Raw genomic sequence first — 15820 nt, forward strand, 5'->3', positions numbered from 1 at the left:
GATGCGCAAACTCGTCACGATCCTCGCCACGACCGCCCTGGCCGTCACGCTGGCCTCCGGGACCGCGTCCGCGACGCCCGGCAGCGGCGTCGCCGGCACCGTCCTGGCTCAGAAGACCATCGGCAAAACCGACTACACCCTGCGGGAAATCACCATCCAGCCCGGCGGCTACACCGGCTGGCACTTCCACGACGGCACGCTCTACGCGTACGTGAAGGCCGGGACGCTGACGCACAACCTGGCCGACTGCAGCCTCGACGGCGTCTTCGGCACCGGGCGCGCGTTCACCGAGAAGCCCGACCAGGTGCACATCGGCCGCAACCTCGGGTCGACGCCGCTGGTGCTGGAGGTCCTGTACGTGCTGCCGGCGGGCAGCCCGCTGTCGGAGGACGCGCCGGACCCGGGCTGCGGGTACTAGCTCGTGAACCAGCCCGCGGCGTCCAGCCGGTAGGCCGCGGGCCCGACGACCTTGCGCAGGTCGGCTTCGAGCGCGCCGATCCGCTCGGCGCCGACCGCGCGCGCCCACTCCGCGCGCAGGTCGTCGAAGATTTCCGCCGACTTCGTGAGCGCGTCGACGCCGTGCGCGCTGAGCCGCACGATCTTGCGGCGCGCGTCGGCGGGGTCGTCGGCGCGTTCGGCGTACCCGAGCGCTTCCAGCCGTTCGACGGTCTTGCCCGCGGCCTGCTTGGACACGCCGAGGCGGCGGCCGATCTCCGACGCCGTCGCGCCCTGTGCGCCGATGGCCTGCATGGCGAAGCCGTACGACGGCCGGACGTCCGGGTGGCCGCGGCGCGCGAGCTCGGCGTGCAGGCGGTCGATGAGCGTGCGGAAGCCGCCGAAGAGGAGGAAGGGCAGCTCGTAGCCCGGCGGTTCGGTCATCGCCCCTTGCCCTTTTCGACAACCAGGTTTACGGTTTCGACAACCACGTTGTCGATCCTACCTCTGGAGACGTCTTGTTCCCCGATCACACCCCGGAGTCTGCACCCCCGGCCGCGCGCCCGACGATGGCGGCCACCGCGAAGAAGTTCGGCCACGTCCCGGCCGCCGTCGCCCGGATGGCGACGTCCCCGGAACTGCTGAACGGCTTCCTCAAGCTGAACGCGATCTTCGAAGCCACGACGCTGCCGGCGCTCGAGCGCGAGGTCGTGATCATGACGGTGGCCACGCGCAACGGCTGCCACGTCTGCGTCGCGATGCACACCGCTTCGCTGGAAGGGCTGTCGGCGGCGCCGGAGCTGGTGACGGCGTTGCGGGCGCAGGCTCCCCTGCCGTCCGCGCGGCTGGAAGCGCTGCGTCGGTTCGCGTCGACCGTGATGGACACGACCGGCGATGTCCCGCCCGCGTCGCTGGCCGCTTTCGTCGAGGCCGGCTTCACCCCGCGCAACGCGCTGGAGGTGGTGCTGGGGATCGGGACGTACACGGTTTCGACGTACGCGAACCGGTTGATCCAGGCGCCGCTGGACGAAGCTTTCGCTGCTCACGCTTGGGATCCCGAAACTGTCGGTGCCTCGCGGTAGTTTCTTTCCACCGGCGGCGAGGGGCCGCCCGAGAAGGGGGATCCACCATGGAGTTCCGGCGAAGAGCGGCTGTTCTGGGGGCCGTGGCCGCGGTGCTGACGGGGGTATTGGCCGGCCCGGCCGCGGCGGCGGCGGACATCGGTGACCTGACCGGCCTGGTCTGGTTCGACCGCAACGGCGACTTCCGCCACGACCCGGGCGACCCCGGCCGCGCGGGCGCCAAGGTGACGCTGCACCTGGTCGCGCCACCCACGGACTACGTCACGTTCACCGACGCCCAAGGCGGCTACGCGTTCACCGGCCTGCCACTGGGCGACTACCGGATCCACGCGGTCGACGACGGCTACCGGTCGATCAGCTCGAACACCCACGACCGGACGCTGACGGCGCAGTACTGGTCCGGGTACGACGAATTCGCCCAGATCGGCGCCCGCATCCACGGCCGCGCCTGGGACGACACGAACGGCGACGGCGTCCGCCAGAGCACGGAACCCCTGCGCGAAACGCAGATTTCGCTGGTGGGCCCGAGCGCGTTCGAAGGCCTGCTGAACCGCACGGTGACCACGACGGGCGGCGAGGTCTACTACTTCGAAGACGTCCCGCAAGGTACGTACAAGCTGCGGACGACGCCCCCGCCGGGCCTGACGGCGACGAAGTTCCACGCGGCGACGGAGTGGTACTTGGACTCGGACTTCCACGGTGGACTGGGAAGCACGCTGTCGACCGACCCGATGCCGGTGTGGCCGGACCAGTACAAGGCCAACAACGACGTGGGCTTCGTGCCCCGCTGAGCCGGGCTACCGGGGAACGACGGTGGTGCCGGTGGCGTCCCCTTCGACGAGGCCGCGGTAGGCCTCGGCGACGGCCGCCACCAGCGTCCCGCCGGCGCCGTCTTCCCCCATGGCCTCAAGGGTTTCGCTGATCCAGCCCGGGCTCACGAGGTTGATCCGCAGGCCCCGCGGCAGTTCCGCGGCGGCCGACCGGACGAACCCCTCGAGCCCGGCGTTCACCAGCGCGCCGAGCCCGCTGCCGGGGATCGGCTCGGTGAACGTGCCGCCGGTGAGCGTGATCGAGCCGCCGTCGCTCAGGTGCCCGGCGGCGCGCCGGGCGAGGGCGACCTGGCCGAGCAGCTTGCCGCGCAGGTCGTCGAGCACCTGCTCGTCGGTCAGGTCGGCGAGTGCCCGCAGCGGCACGTTGGCGGCGCAGCACACAACGGCATCGGCACCGGCGGAAAGCACCGCGTCGAGAGAGGAGGGAGCACCCAGGTCGGCCCGGATCCCGGACGTCCGCGAGGAACGGACGACGTCGTGGCGGGGCTCCAAGGCGGCGACGACGGCTCGCCCGACGAGCCCGGTCGCGCCCAGCACGATGATCTTCACCCCGCTGACGCTACCGTCACCTGATCGGGTCGCCGGCAGGACAGCGGGGCCGCGCGCTTCGATACTGGGGCCGTGGACGGGGACGCGGAGCTGGCGCGGGTCGCCGCCGTGCGCGCGCTCGACCTGCTCGACACCCCCAGCGAAGAACGCTTCGACCGGATCACCCGGCTCGCCCAGCACACCTTCGGCGTGCCGATCGCGTTGGTGTCGCTGGTGGAGCTGGACCGGCAGTGGTTCAAGTCCTGCGCCGGGCTCGACGAGCGGGAAACCCCGCGCAGTGTTTCGTTCTGCGCGCGGGCCATCGAACGCGACGACCTGATGGAGATCCCGGACGCCCACCTGGATCCGCGCTTCGCGGACAACCCGATGGTGACGGGGCCGCCGTACATCCGGTTCTACGCCGGGCAGCCGTTGACCACGCCGTCCGGGCACAAGGCCGGGACGCTGTGCTTGATCGACCGCGAACCGCGGCGCCTGACGGCGGCCGAGCGCGGCCGGCTGCGGGACCTCGCGCACTGGGTCGAACTGGAGGTGGCGGTCGTCCAGGCGCGGCGGGACGCGAACCGCGCCCGCGAGGTGCGTGAGGAGCTCGTCTCGCTGGTGAGCCACGAGCTGCGGACGCCCCTGACGTCGATCCACGGTTCGCTGGAGCTGGTGGGTTCCGGCCGCTTCGGCGAGCTCGGCGAGCGCGCCGCCCGTCTGGTGGCGATCGCGGCGAAGAACACCGACCGGCTGATCCGGCTGTCCGACGACGTCCTCGACCTGACCCGCCTGCAGGGCGGCAGACTGCGCCTCCGGCTGTCCGATGTGGACATGGCGGCAGTGCTGGAGAGCGCGGTGGACAGCGTCGAAGGCGCGGCCGAGCGGATGGGCGTCCGCATCGAGCGCGCGGGCGAAACCGGCCCGGTCCGCGGTGACGCCGACCGCCTGGTCCAGGTGTTCACGAACCTCCTGGCCAACGCGGCGGCAGTGGCCCCGGAAGGCACGGCCATCACGGTCGGCGCCCGCGACGACCGGACGTGGGCCGAGGTCTCGGTCCGCGACCACGGCCCCGGCGTACCCCCGGGTGAGGAGGAGCGCATCTTCGAGCCGTTCGCCCAAGCAGGCGCTCCCACCGGCGGTGCGGGCCTGGGCCTGGCGATCACGCGCGGAATCGTCCAGGCCCACGGCGGCACGGTCCGTGCGAGCGCGGCAGCGGGCGGCGGCAGCGCGTTCACGGTCCGCCTGCCCTCGGCGGGCCCGGACACCGAACGCGCCTGGTGGTAGCTCGGCGGCTTCAGCCGTCCCAGCGCAGCAGGCCCGCCAGCCGCGTGCCGATGCCCAGGGGGTCGAACGGCTTCGCCAGCACCGCGAGCGCGCCCAGCTCCGCCAGCCCCGTCGTGTCCGCGGCCGCCGTCAGGAACACCACCGGCAGCGCCGCGTGCGCCGCCCGCAGTTCACGCAACGTGCGGCGGCCGTCGTAGCCCGGCATCTCCACGTCCAGCACGACCGCGTCCACCCCGCCGGAGCCGCACCGCAGCACCGCCTCCGCGCCGCCCGCCGCCGTCTCCACGCGCCAGTCCGCAAAAGCGCTCAGGGCCAGGCTCAGGACCTCCCGCACGTCCGGGTCGTCGTCGACCACCAGGACCGTGCGCGTCACCGGACGCCCCGGTCGATCCGGTAGCCGACCCCGCGCACGGTCGCGATCAGTCCCGGCGCGCCCGCCGCCGCCAGCTTGCGGCGCAGGTTGGACAGGTGGACGTCGACGGCGTGGTCGTCGGCCAGCCAGCTCTCGCCCCACGCCCGGCGGCGCAGCGCCTCGCGGCCGCACACCGCGCGGACGTTCTCGGTGAGCGCGTCCAGCAGCTCGAACTCGATCCGGGTCAGCTCGACGTGCACCCCCGAGACCGTCACGTCGCGGGCTTCGACGTCGATGCGGACCGGCCCGACCACCCGGCCGGCAGCCGGGGCGGCGAACGAACGCGGCCGCCGCAGCATCGCCTGGATCCGCGCCACCAGCTCGCGCGGCGAAAACGGCTTCGTCAGGTAGTCGTCGGCGCCGCTGGCCAGCCCGACCAGCTTGTCGACCTCGTCGGACTTCGCGGTGAGCATGACGACGTAGGCCTCGGAGAACCCGCGCAGCCGTCGGCACACTTCAAGGCCGTCCGGACCGGGAATGTTCAGGTCGAGCACGACCACGTCCGGGTCCCACGCCCGCAGCTCGGCCAGCGCGCGGTCGCCGTCGGCGGCGGTGCGCACGTCGAAACAGGCGTCGTCCAGCGCGAGCTCGACGACCTCCCGGATGCTGTCGGTGTCCTCCACCACCAGAACCTTGGCCATGGTCGCGATTGTGACGGCCCGGCGGCGGGCCGGCAGCTTCACCACAACGCCCGCTTCGCCGCGACCAGCAGGCAAAGCCCGGCGAACACGATCACCGCGACGCGCACCCCGCCGTACTGGCCGAGCAGCGCCACGCGCCCGATCCACGGCACGTGCCCGGCGACCACCGGCACCGCCGGCGACGTGATGCGCAGGCGCTGCGGGTCGGCGGCGGCGTTGTTGTCGCCCTTCGTCCGCACCCGCGGCTCGGCCTGCGACCGGTCGACCTCGACGACGCGGTGGGCGTACCGCTCCGCCGGCGCGTCCGGGCGGGGCAGCACGACGACGTCGCCGACATCCACCGATCGGGCGTCCACCTGACGGGTGATGAGCAGGTCTCCCGGCGCGAACCCGGGCTCCATGCTCGGCGACAGGACGGGCGCGAACCCGGCCCGGAGCACGAAGACCGCGACGGCACCGGCGACGGCGAGCACCGCGACCAGGCCGAGCAGCACGCCCGGCAGCCGGCGCGGCGGGCGGCTCGTGCGGTGCCGTCCGGGGGCGGGCGCGGTGGTGACCATCGGGTGGCTCCTACGAGTTCGTGGTGGTGGCGGCGCGGATCTGGGTGCGGGACACGGAGACGCCGACCGTCGCCGTGGTCGTGACCCCGGTGCCGGTGAGCGCGATCCGCAGGCTCAGCTGGTCGCCGGCGGCGAGCGCGCGGACGACGGCCGTCGGGCCCGCGGCCGAGTCGGTCAGCGCGACGACCGTGCCCGGGCACGTGCCGCCCGACCAGCTGCCGCCGGCGCAGGCGTCGAGGCGGACGCCCGCCGGGAGGAACCCGCCGGTGACGGCGACCGCGTAGGTCTCCCCCGTGAGCGCGACCGTGCCGTTGTTGCGGACCGACGCGTAGCGCGGCGAGGTGTCGAACAGCCCCCACGAGACGGTGAGCGGCTTGCCGGTCTGGACCGCGCCCGAGCTGTCGGCCAGCACCGCCGACCACGTCACCGTCGTCGCGCGGACCGCGTCGGCGGCGGTGGCGAGACCGGCGGCGCCGGCGGTGGCGGGCACGGCGGCCAGCGCGGCGGCCGTCGCGGTGACGGCCGCCGCCCGGACGGACCAGGACCGGCGCACGGCTCAGGAGTTCGTGGTGGTGGCCGAGCGCTGGGTCTCGGCGAAGGTGTAGGTCAGGTTCGCGGTCAGGCCCTGGATGGTCGACGCCGGCAGCGCGCCGTTGACCGTCGTCTCGGCCTGGTCCGGCAGCTGCACGGAGACCTGCAGGTGCGAGACGGAGCCCGCGGTCACCGCGCCGGCGATCAGCGACTGGGCGCTGCTGAGGCCGCTCAGCGCGGTCGCCGGGAGCAGCGTCGTCGCGGTGCCGCCGCCGCACGCGCCGGTCGAGGTGTTCCAGGTGCCCGGGCACTGCTTGACGGTGACCCGCAGCGCCTTGGTCGTGGCGCCGTCGGTGACGAGGGCGCCCGAGCCGGTGGCGGCGACCTGCACGGTCAGCGCCTGGGCGTCGAGGCTGCCGCCGCTGGTGAGGTCGACGTAGCGGTTGACGGTGTCGCCGGGGGCGAGGTTGGCGACGGCCTGGTCGAACCCGGCGCCGTTGGCCGCGAGGGTGAGCTTGAGGGTGCCGCTGCTGATCGTCTCGGGCGTCACGTTCGCGGCGGTGGCCGAGAGCGTCGCCCAGACGCCGGCGCCCATGGCGACGAGCACGGAGCCGCCGACGACGGCGAGGGCGACGGGGCGCCACGGGGAGCGGCGGCGGGCGGGGAGGGCGTGGTCGGCCATGGCGGTCCTTGTCCGGCGGGCACCACCCGGTGTGGTGCGCTGGAACCAGGTTCGGGCCCGGACCTCCGGCGTCCCTCCGCCGTTCCTCAAGATCGCCTCAAGAAAGTTTCCGCGCCGTGTCCGGTCCGCGCGGGCGGCTCCGACCCCCTGGTGTCCGCACCACCGAGAAGGAGTCGAAATGGAGAACGTCGCCGGACGTCGGGAGTGGCTGGGCCTGGCGGTGCTCGTGCTGCCCACGCTGCTCGTCGCGATGGACATGACCTCGCTGTTCCTCGCGTTGCCGCAGCTCAGCGCGGATCTCGGGGCGAGCGCCACGGAGCAGCTGTGGATCACCGACAGCTACGGGTTCGTCGTCGCCGGGTTCGTCATCACGATGGGCACCCTCGGCGACCGCATCGGGCGTCGCCGCCTGCTCCTGATCGGTGGCGCGGCCTTCGGGATCCTCTCGATCGTCGCCGCGTTCTCGACGAGCCCGGAGATGCTCATCGTGGTCCGCGGCGCGCTCGGCGTGGCGGGGGCGACGCTGATGCCGTCGACGCTGGCGCTGATCACGAACATGTTCCGCGACGGCCGCCGGCGCGGAAAGGCCATCTCGATCTGGGCGACGTGCCAGTTCGCGGGCGGCGCGGCCGGCCCGGTGTTCGCCGGCTTCCTGCTCCAGCACTTCACGTGGGGCTCGGTGTTCCTGGTCGCGGTCCCGGCGGTGGCGGTGCTGCTGGCGGCCGGCCCGTTCCTGCTCCCGGAGTTCCGCGCCCCGGCAGCCGGCCGCCTGGACTTCCCCGGCGTCGCGCTGTCCCTGGCGGCGGTCCTGCTGATCGTGTTCGGCCTGAAGCAGCTGACCACCGGCGGCCTGTTGGTCCCCCTCGGTGCCATCGCCCTCGGCGCTCTGCTCGGTGCGGTCTTCGCCCACCGCCAGCTGACGACGGCGTCCCCGCTGCTGGACCTGCGCCTGTTCCGCAACCGCCCGTTCACGGCAGTCCTGGTGGCCCTGGTCTTCGCCGGTGTCGCGATGGCGGGCGTCGGCCTGCTGGTGACGCAGTACCTGCAGAGCGTCCTGGGCTACTCCCCGCTGCTGTCGGCGGTCATGTTCGCCCCGATGGGCCTCGGCGTGGCCCTGGGCACGATGACGGCCCTGTCCCTGACCCGCCGGCTCACCCCGGCCACGGCGATCGCCGGCGGCCTGGTCGTCTCGGCGGCGGGCAGCCTCCTGCTGGTCTTCGCCGACGGCGCGGCCCCGGTGATGGCGGCGATCGCGATCCTGACGCTGGGCACGGGCCCGCTGTTCGCCCTGGGCATCGGCCTGGTGATGGGCGCGGTCCCGCCGGAGCGCGCGGGTTCGGCGGCCTCGATGGCGGACACGGGCAACTACCTGGGTGGCTCCCTGGGCCTGGCCCTGATCGGCCTGACCGCGACGACGATCTACCACGGCGTCTTCCCGGCCGGTTCCACGCTCGCCGTGGACGTCACGCACCCGGAACTGGCGGCCCAGGCGAAGGAGGCGTTCACGACGGCGCTGAACGTGACGGGCGTGCTCGCGGCGGTGCTGTTCGCGGGACTGGCGGTGCTGGTCCGGGCGATGCGCCCGGCGCCCGCTCCGGAACCCGCCATGGCGGGGTGAGCGTCAGCCGAGCAGGCCGAGCGCGCCGACGAACTGCAGCGCGCCGAGCAGGCCGGCGAGAACGCCGAAGAACTGGAGGAGGCCGAAGCTGCCGCCCACCCTGCGGGCGACGGCTTCGGTGCGCGGGTCCAGCAGCACGACGACCGGCTTCCCGGGCCGCGGCGACCGGAAGCTGTACCGGCCGGCCCAGGCCGAACGGGTCCGGCCGTAGGCGGTGTAGCGCACCTTCGGCTCACTCGGCGCCCGGTTCAGCCACCGCCGCTCGTCGACGACGTGACCTTCGACCTCGCGCACGTGCCGCGCGAACCGCAGGCGGCCCGCCGCGATCCCGACCGCGACCGCGCCGAACAGGGTGAACAACCAGGCCACGAACAGGTACGAAGCGTTCTGACCACCGGTGACGTCCTCGTCGAGCCCGGTCCGGCCGACCGCGACCCCGAACACGACGAGCAGCGCGCCCCGCACGAGGAAAGTGCCGGGCAAGGCGGTCCGGGGCGTCGGCAGCAACCGCGCCCGCCCGCCACCGGCGGGCCGGCACCGCGCGACGTCACCGGCCAGGACGGGCACGGTGGTGCGCAGCAGTTCGCGTTCCTCGCCGGTCCGCTCGTCGACGACGGTCCCGGCCACCAGGGGAACGCGGGGAATCGACGGCAGCGGGCGAACGGCCTCCACCCGGAACGGCCTCAGCCCGCGGGCGAACCACCGGCGCAACCACAGCCAGACACCGCCGGCCACGGCTTCGAGCGCACCGAGGACCACGAAGATCCAGGCGGAAGCGGGCACGAGCTCAGCCTGTCCTCTCCCGGGTGGTCGTTCGGTGGGCGCAGCAGGGTTCGAACCTGCGACCGCTCGGGTGTAAACCGAGTGCTCTTCCGCTGAGCTATGCGCCCCGCCGGTGGCGATCCCCCCACCAGGGGGACCGCCGCCGGGAAGAAATCAGACCAGTTCGGCGACGGCCTTCTTCCAGCCCTGCTGGTCGCGGGCCTCGCCCGGTGCGTTCACCTCGGCGAAGCGCACGACGCCGGACGTGTCGATCAGGAAGGTGCCGCGCACGGCCAGGCCCGCCTGCTCGTTGAACACGCCGTACGCGCGCGCCACCTCGCCGTGCGGCCAGAAGTCGGACAGCAGCGGGAACTGGTAGCCCTCCTTCTCGGCCCACGCCTTGAGCGAGAACGGCGTGTCGACCGAGACGCCCAGGACCTGGACGCCCTTGCCGTCGTAGTCGGCGAACTCGTCGCGGAGCTGGCAGAGCTCGCCGGTGCAGATGCCGCTGAACGCGAACGGGTAGAAGACCACCAGTACCGGCTTGTCGCCCCGGAAGGAGGACAGCTGGACCGGCTGCTTGTTGTAGTCGTTGAGCGTGAAGTCAGGGGCCTCGGAACCGACCTCGACTGCCATACCGCGTTTCCTCTCCCGTACGGACACGTGCCTGCGACGACAACCCTATCGTGTCCGCCGGCCCGGGCCGGGTCAGCGCTGCTTCGACTTCGACTTGGGGGACACCAGCCTGGTGCCGATCCAGTTCGCGCCGACGCTCATGTTGGCGGTCTGGGCCAGTCCGACGACGGGTACCGCTTCGGCGATCTCGCTCGGCTCGACGTGCCCGGGCTGTCCCGTCTTCGGGGTCAGCACCCAGATCACGCCGGTCTCTTCGAGGGGACCCCTCGCGTCGATGAGAGCGTCGCCGAGGTCGCCGTCGTCTTCGCGCCACCACAGCAGCACCACGTCGATGACCTCGTCGGCCTCCTCGTCGAGGATGTCCCCGCCGATCTGTTCCTCGATCGCCGCACGGAGGTCGTCGTCGACGTCCTCGTCCCAGCCGATCTCCTGGACGACCATCTCGGGCTTGATGCCGAGCCTCTCGGCGACGCTGCTCTGATCAGCGTCTCCCGCGGCGACCACTGCTTTCACTCCTCCAACTGCGACGGAGCGTGGCGTTCCCCACCCTCTTTCGGAGAGTACGGCTCCGCCACACTCGGCTACCCGGTTGCCGATAGCGAACACTGGTGCGGCTCCGCGCGCAACCGTCCACACCGGATCTGTGACAACTCGTGTCGCAGGATACGGCCCGGGAGGGGCTCGCCGCGACGGCGTTTCGGGTGCCTCGCACCACCGGTCTGCCACCCCGCCGGGGGCCGTCCCCTAGGGTGGGGGAGAAGAAAACGCGCGCGCGATACACCGCGCGCAGGGAGTGGCCCGACCGGGTCGGCCCATGTTACCGCCAAGTAGCGGTGCGGAAGCCGGGACGGAAGACGACGATGGAGAGTCGTACACGCCCGCGCACGAGCACCACCGGCTACGACTTTTTCGCAAGGAGACCCCTTGGCCCCGCAGAACGACGGCGCCTCCGGCAAGGAGACCCCGGCACGCGTACGCGTCATCCGTGACGGACTGGCGGCGCACCTGCCCGACATCGACCCGGAGGAGACCGCCGAGTGGCTGGACTCGTTCGACGAGGCTCTGGCGAGGGGCGGGCAGCAGCGGGCCAGGTACCTGATGCTGCGCATCCTCGAGCGGGCCCGCGAGCGGAACGTCGGCGTCCCGGCGCTGACCTCGACGGACTACGTCAACACGATCCCCACCGAGAACGAACCCTGGTTCCCCGGTGACGAGGAGATCGAGCGCCGCTACCGCGCCTGGATCCGCTGGAACGCGGCGATCATGGTGCACCGCGCGCAGCGCCCCGGCGTCGGCGTCGGCGGCCACATCTCGACCTACGCCTCCTCGGCGGCGCTGTACGAGGTCGGGTTCAACCACTTCTTCCGCGGCAAGGACCACTCGGGCGGCGGCGACCAGATCTACATCCAGGGCCACGCCTCCCCCGGCATCTACGCCCGCGCGTTCCTCGAGGGCCGGCTGTCCGAGCAGCAGCTCGACGGGTTCCGCCAGGAGTACAGCCACGCCGGCGAGGGCGGCGGCCTGCCGTCGTACCCGCACCCGCGGCTGATGCCGGAGTTCTGGGAGAACCCGACGGTGTCGATGGGCCTCGGCCCGATGAACGCGATCTACCAGGCGCGGTTCAACCGCTACCTGCGCGACCGCGGCATCAAGGACACGAACGACCAGCACGTCTGGGCGTTCCTCGGCGACGGCGAGATGGACGAGGCCGAATCGCGCGGCCTGATCCACATCGCGGCCGGTGAGGGCCTCGACAACCTGACCTTCGTGATCAACTGCAACCTGCAGCGGCTCGACGGCCCGGTGCGCGGCAACGGCAAGATCATCCAGGAGCTGGAGTCGTACTTCCGCGGCGCCGGCTGGAACGTCATCAAGGTCATCTGGGGCCGCGAGTGGGACTCGCTGCTGCACGCCGACCGCGACGGCGCGCTGGTCAACCTGATGAACGTGACGCCGGACGGCGACTACCAGACGTACAAGGCCAACGACGGCGCGTTCGTCCGCGAGCACTTCTTCGGCCGCGACCCGCGGACGAAGGACCTGGTCAAGGACCTCTCCGACGCCGACATCTGGAACCTCAAGCGCGGCGGCCACGACTACCGCAAGGTGTACGCGGCCTACAAGTCGGCGCTGGAGCACCACGGCCAGCCGACGGTGATCCTGGCCCACACGATCAAGGGCTACGGCCTGGGCCCGGCGTTCGAGGGCCGCAACGCCACGCACCAGATGAAGAAGCTCACCCTCGACGACCTGAAGCTGTTCCGCGACTCGCAGCGGATCCCGATCAGCGACGAGGAGCTCGAGCGCGACCCGAAGCTGCCGCCCTACTACCACCCGGGTGCGAACTCGCCCGAGATCGAGTACCTGATCGGGCGACGCAAGGCGCTCGGCGGCTTCCTGCCGGAACGCCGACCGAAGGCCGCGAAGGCGCTCGTGCTGCCCGGCGACAAGATCTACGAAGGCGTCCGCAAGGGCTCCGGCAAGCAGGAGGTCGCCACGACGATGGCGTTCGTCCGGCTGGTCCGCGAGCTGGCGAAGGACTCCGAGATCGGCAAGCGCGTCGTCCCGATCATCCCGGACGAGGCCCGTACCTTCGGCCTCGACTCGATGTTCCCGACGGCCAAGATCTACAACCCGCACGGCCAGACGTACACGTCGGTCGACGCGAGCCTGATGCTGGCCTACAAGGAGTCCGAGAAGGGCCAGCTGCTGCACGAGGGCATCAACGAGGCGGGCTCGACCGCGTCGTTCACCGCCGTCGGCACGTCGTACGCGACGCACGGCGAGCCGATGATCCCGATCTACATCTTCTACTCGATGTTCGGGTTCCAGCGCACCGGTGACGGCCTCTACGCCGCCGCCGACCAGATGGCCCGCGGGTTCGTCATCGGCGCCACCGCCGGGCGCACCACGCTGACCGGTGAGGGCCTGCAGCACGCCGACGGGCACTCGCTGCTGCTGGCGGCGACCAACCCGGCCGCCGTGGCGTACGACCCGTCGTGGTCGTTCGAGATCGCGCACATCGTGAAGGACGGCCTGCGCCGGATGTACGGCGAGACCGGCCCGGACGGCAACGGCGAGAACGTCTTCTACTACATGACGATCTACAACGAGCCGTACCAGCAGCCCGCCGAGCCGGAGAACCTCGACGTCGACGGCCTGCTCAAGGGTCTCTACAAGTACGCCGAGGCCCCGGAAGGCGACGGCCCGGAGGTGCAGATCCTCGTCTCCGGCGTCACGATGCCGGACGCGCTCAAGGCTCAGCAGCTGCTGGCCGAAGAGTGGGGCGTGCGGGCCGCGGTGTGGTCGGCGACGTCGTGGACCGAGCTGCGGCGCGAAGCCGTCGCGATCGACCACGACAACCTGCTCTACCCGGGCAGCGAGCCGCGCGTGCCGTTCGTGACCGAGAAGCTGCAGGGCGCGAACGGGCCGGTCGTGGCGGTGTCGGACTGGATGCGCGCGGTGCCGGACCTGATCCGCCCGTACGTCCCGACCGACATGCTGACGCTGGGCACCGACGGGTTCGGGTTCTCCGACACCCGGCCGGCGGCGCGGCGGAAGTTCCTGGTCGACGCCGAGTCGATCACCGTCGGCGCGCTGTCGATCCTCGCCAAGCGCGGCGAGGTCGAGCAGGCGAAGGTCCTCGAAGCGGCCACGAAGTACCGGCTCGACGACATCGCGGCCGCCGGGCCGCAGACGTCGGATTCCGGGAGCGCGTGACCTGGTGCTAGAAAGGAGCCCGGCAGACATCCGATGTCTGCCGGGCTCCTCTTGCCGCGTAGTTCGTTAGGGAGTTGATGAAGGTGACCAAGCGCCGCCTGCCGAAGCCGGCCGAGCTGAAGCAGATCCTGCGACCCAAGCCGATCGTCCTGAACCCGACCGAACGGCGGCTGGCGAACGCGCACACCATCGCCGACCTGCGGACGGCCGCGCGCAAGCGCACCCCGCGAGCGGCCTTCGACTACACCGACGGCGCCGCCGAGCTCGAGGACAGCCTGCTCCGCGCCCGGCAGGCCTACCGCCGGGTCGAGTTCCACCCGAACGTGTTGCGTGGGGTGTCCGATGTGGACACCACGCGGGAGATCCTCGGCAAGACCTCGGCGCTGCCGTTCGCCTTCGCCCCCACCGGGTTCACGCGGATGATGCAGCACGAGGGCGAGAGCGCGGTCGCGCGCGTCGCCGAGCGCAACGGCATCCCGATGGGCCTCTCGACGATGGCGACGACGTCGATCGAGGACCTCGCGGCGGCCGCGCCCGGCGCCCGCAAGTGGTTCCAGCTCTACGTCTGGCGCGACCACGCCGCCGGTGAAGATCTGATGAATCGGGCGTGGGAAAACGGCTTCGACACGCTCATGCTGACCGTGGACACCCCGGTCGGCGGCGCGCGCCTACGGGACGTCCGCAACGGCCTGACCATCCCGCCGGCGCTGACGCTCAAGACGTTCCTCGACGGCGCCACGCACCCGGCGTGGTGGTTCAACCTGCTCACCACCGAGCCGCTGAACTTCGCCTCGCTCAGCCACTTCGACGGCACCGTCGCCGAGCTGCTGAACAAGCTCTTCGACCCGACGCTCAACTTCGACGACCTCGACTGGGTCCGCCAGACCTGGCCCGGCAAGCTCGTGGTCAAGGGCGTGCAGAACGTCGACGACGCCCGCGACGTCGTCAAGCACGGCGCGGACGCCGTCCTGCTGTCCAACCACGGCGGCCGCCAGCTCGACCGCGCCCCGACGCCCCTGGAGCTCCTCCCGGCGGTGCTGGACGAGCTCCAGGGCGGCGCCGAGGTCTGGATCGACACCGGCATCCTCTCCGGCGGCGACATCGTCGCGGCGATCGCGCGCGGCGCGGACGCTGTGCTGATCGGCCGCGCGTTCCTGTACGGCCTGATGGCCGGGGGCGAGCGCGGGGTCCAGCGCTGCGTCGACATCCTGCGCACGGAGATGGTCCGCACGATGCAGCTGCTGGGAGTCCGGACCCTGAAGGACCTGACCCCGGGCCACGCCACCCTGCGTTAGTCAGACCTGCGCGAGGCCTCCGTCGACGAAGAACTCGACGCCGTTGACGAAGCTCGACTCCGCGGAAGCCAGGAACAGCGCGGCGGCCGCGATTTCGGCCGGTTCGCCGACCCGGCCGAGCGGGACCTGCGCCGCGAGGTTGTCGACCAAGCCCTGCTGCTCGTCCTCGGCGACGAGGCCGAGCAGGCCGGGGGTGCGCGTGGGCCCCGGGCTCAGGACGTTGACCCGCGTCCCGGTCCCCTTCAGGTCGACCGCCCAGCCGCGGGCGAGGTTGCGAACCGCGGCCTTCGTCGCCCCGTAGACGCTGAAGGCCGGGTCGACCCGGGTCGACGCCGTCGAGCCGGTGAGGATGATCGAGGCGTCCGGGTTCAGCAGCGGCAGCGCCTTCTGGACGGCGAAGATGACACCCTTGACGTTCGTGGCGAAGGTGCTGTCGAACTGCTCTTCGGTGATCTCGCCGAGCGGGGCGAAGCTGCCGCCGCCGGAGTTGGCCACCAGGACGTCCAGGCCGCGGCCGCGCTCGGCCACCGCGCGGTAGAGCTCGTCCAGGTCGGCCAGGTTCGCCGAATCCGCCCGCACCGCCGTCACGTCGCCGCCGATCTCGGCGACCGCGTCGTCGAGGGCCTCCTTGCGCCGGCCCGTGATGAACACGTGCGCGCCTTCGGCCGCGAACCGCTTCGCGATGGCGAGGCCGATGCCGGTGCTCCCGCCGGTCACGACGGCGGTCTTGTTTTCCAGGTTCACGATGCCCTCCGAGTTCTTGACTATCTCGTCCAGAACGTACGCCGTTCTGGACGAGAT

At 71.9% G+C, this 15820-nt stretch carries 18 protein-coding genes and 1 tRNA gene; 7 read left to right on the plus strand and 12 right to left on the minus strand.

Annotation, left to right across the window (positions count from 1 at the left end; all coding sequences use genetic code 11):
- Position 1: 1 nt before the first annotated feature.
- Positions 2-418, plus strand: a complete 417-nt coding sequence (locus tag ACLJQM_RS41855) for a cupin domain-containing protein (RefSeq protein ID WP_360780998.1) — start codon at positions 2-4, stop codon at positions 416-418.
- On the opposite strand, the gene ACLJQM_RS41860 is transcribed toward ACLJQM_RS41855, so the two are convergent.
- Positions 415-879: a MarR family winged helix-turn-helix transcriptional regulator gene (locus tag ACLJQM_RS41860; protein WP_410635884.1), complete on the minus strand. Its 465-nt coding sequence runs from the start codon at positions 877-879 to the stop codon at positions 415-417. The genes ACLJQM_RS41855 and ACLJQM_RS41860 overlap by 4 nt on opposite strands.
- A gap of 74 nt (positions 880-953) precedes the next feature.
- Here ACLJQM_RS41860 and ACLJQM_RS41865 point away from each other — a divergent pair, with 74 nt between their 5' ends.
- The gene (locus tag ACLJQM_RS41865) at positions 954-1517 is read left to right on the plus strand and encodes a carboxymuconolactone decarboxylase family protein (RefSeq protein ID WP_410635885.1); all 564 of its coding nucleotides are present in this window, start codon (positions 954-956) and stop codon (positions 1515-1517) included.
- A gap of 83 nt (positions 1518-1600) precedes the next feature.
- On the plus strand, positions 1601-2308 hold the full coding sequence (locus tag ACLJQM_RS41870) for an SdrD B-like domain-containing protein (RefSeq protein WP_360780991.1): 708 nt from the start codon (positions 1601-1603) through the stop codon (positions 2306-2308).
- A gap of 6 nt (positions 2309-2314) precedes the next feature.
- Here ACLJQM_RS41870 and ACLJQM_RS41875 read toward each other — a convergent pair whose 3' ends face one another.
- On the minus strand, positions 2315-2896 hold the full coding sequence (locus ACLJQM_RS41875) for a short chain dehydrogenase (protein ID WP_410635887.1): 582 nt from the start codon (positions 2894-2896) through the stop codon (positions 2315-2317).
- A gap of 72 nt (positions 2897-2968) precedes the next feature.
- Here ACLJQM_RS41875 and ACLJQM_RS41880 point away from each other — a divergent pair, with 72 nt between their 5' ends.
- A complete protein-coding gene (locus ACLJQM_RS41880) occupies positions 2969-4162 on the plus strand; it encodes a GAF domain-containing sensor histidine kinase (protein WP_360780985.1) in 1194 nt (397 codons plus the stop codon).
- A gap of 10 nt (positions 4163-4172) precedes the next feature.
- On the opposite strand, the gene ACLJQM_RS41885 is transcribed toward ACLJQM_RS41880, so the two are convergent.
- From ACLJQM_RS41885 to ACLJQM_RS41905, 5 genes are read right to left on the minus strand one after another with little or no spacing between them, the layout of a single operon-like run.
- Positions 4173-4535: a response regulator gene (locus ACLJQM_RS41885; RefSeq protein WP_247012677.1), complete on the minus strand. Its 363-nt coding sequence runs from the start codon at positions 4533-4535 to the stop codon at positions 4173-4175.
- Positions 4532-5215: a response regulator transcription factor gene (locus tag ACLJQM_RS41890; protein WP_410635889.1), complete on the minus strand. Its 684-nt coding sequence runs from the start codon at positions 5213-5215 to the stop codon at positions 4532-4534. Before ACLJQM_RS41890 ends, ACLJQM_RS41885 begins: the two co-directional genes overlap by 4 nt.
- A gap of 38 nt (positions 5216-5253) precedes the next feature.
- Positions 5254-5775: a signal peptidase I gene (locus tag ACLJQM_RS41895; protein ID WP_360780979.1), complete on the minus strand. Its 522-nt coding sequence runs from the start codon at positions 5773-5775 to the stop codon at positions 5254-5256.
- A 10-nt stretch (positions 5776-5785) separates the two neighbouring features.
- The gene (locus ACLJQM_RS41900) at positions 5786-6328 is read right to left on the minus strand and encodes a hypothetical protein (protein WP_360780976.1); all 543 of its coding nucleotides are present in this window, start codon (positions 6326-6328) and stop codon (positions 5786-5788) included.
- Positions 6329-6331: 3 nt separating this feature from the next.
- A complete protein-coding gene (locus ACLJQM_RS41905) occupies positions 6332-6988 on the minus strand; it encodes a TasA family protein (RefSeq protein ID WP_360780973.1) in 657 nt (218 codons plus the stop codon).
- Positions 6989-7166: 178 nt separating this feature from the next.
- On the opposite strand from ACLJQM_RS41905, the gene ACLJQM_RS41910 reads away from it, so the two are divergent.
- On the plus strand, positions 7167-8606 hold the full coding sequence (locus ACLJQM_RS41910; protein WP_410635891.1) for an MFS transporter: 1440 nt from the start codon (positions 7167-7169) through the stop codon (positions 8604-8606).
- 3 nt (positions 8607-8609) lie between these two features.
- Here ACLJQM_RS41910 and ACLJQM_RS41915 read toward each other — a convergent pair whose 3' ends face one another.
- The 4 genes from ACLJQM_RS41915 to ACLJQM_RS41930 all read right to left on the minus strand — a co-directional run bounded on the left by ACLJQM_RS41915 (position 8610) and on the right by ACLJQM_RS41930 (position 10508).
- The gene (locus ACLJQM_RS41915; protein ID WP_410635893.1) at positions 8610-9389 is read right to left on the minus strand and encodes a hypothetical protein; all 780 of its coding nucleotides are present in this window, start codon (positions 9387-9389) and stop codon (positions 8610-8612) included.
- 35 nt (positions 9390-9424) lie between these two features.
- A tRNA-Val gene (locus tag ACLJQM_RS41920) sits at positions 9425-9496 on the minus strand.
- A 46-nt stretch (positions 9497-9542) separates the two neighbouring features.
- Entirely contained in the window at positions 9543-10004 is a 462-nt protein-coding gene (locus tag ACLJQM_RS41925; protein ID WP_247012691.1) for a peroxiredoxin, read from the minus strand.
- 72 nt (positions 10005-10076) lie between these two features.
- Positions 10077-10508: a DUF3052 domain-containing protein gene (locus tag ACLJQM_RS41930; protein WP_247012693.1), complete on the minus strand. Its 432-nt coding sequence runs from the start codon at positions 10506-10508 to the stop codon at positions 10077-10079.
- A gap of 420 nt (positions 10509-10928) precedes the next feature.
- Between ACLJQM_RS41930 and aceE the strand changes: the two genes are divergently transcribed.
- Together aceE and ACLJQM_RS41940 are read left to right on the plus strand one after the other, a co-directional pair.
- On the plus strand, positions 10929-13724 hold the full coding sequence (aceE, locus tag ACLJQM_RS41935) for a pyruvate dehydrogenase (acetyl-transferring), homodimeric type (protein ID WP_360780962.1): 2796 nt from the start codon (positions 10929-10931) through the stop codon (positions 13722-13724).
- A gap of 83 nt (positions 13725-13807) precedes the next feature.
- The gene (locus ACLJQM_RS41940) at positions 13808-15019 is read left to right on the plus strand and encodes an alpha-hydroxy acid oxidase (RefSeq protein WP_247012697.1); all 1212 of its coding nucleotides are present in this window, start codon (positions 13808-13810) and stop codon (positions 15017-15019) included.
- On the opposite strand, the gene ACLJQM_RS41945 is transcribed toward ACLJQM_RS41940, so the two are convergent.
- Positions 15020-15766: an SDR family oxidoreductase gene (locus tag ACLJQM_RS41945; RefSeq protein WP_410636050.1), complete on the minus strand. Its 747-nt coding sequence runs from the start codon at positions 15764-15766 to the stop codon at positions 15020-15022.
- Positions 15767-15820: the final 54 nt, after the last annotated feature.

It is taken from the genome of Amycolatopsis sp. cmx-4-83 (genome assembly GCF_046548815.1).
In the GTDB taxonomy this organism is placed as follows: Bacteria; Actinomycetota; Actinomycetes; order Mycobacteriales; family Pseudonocardiaceae; genus Amycolatopsis; species Amycolatopsis pretoriensis_A.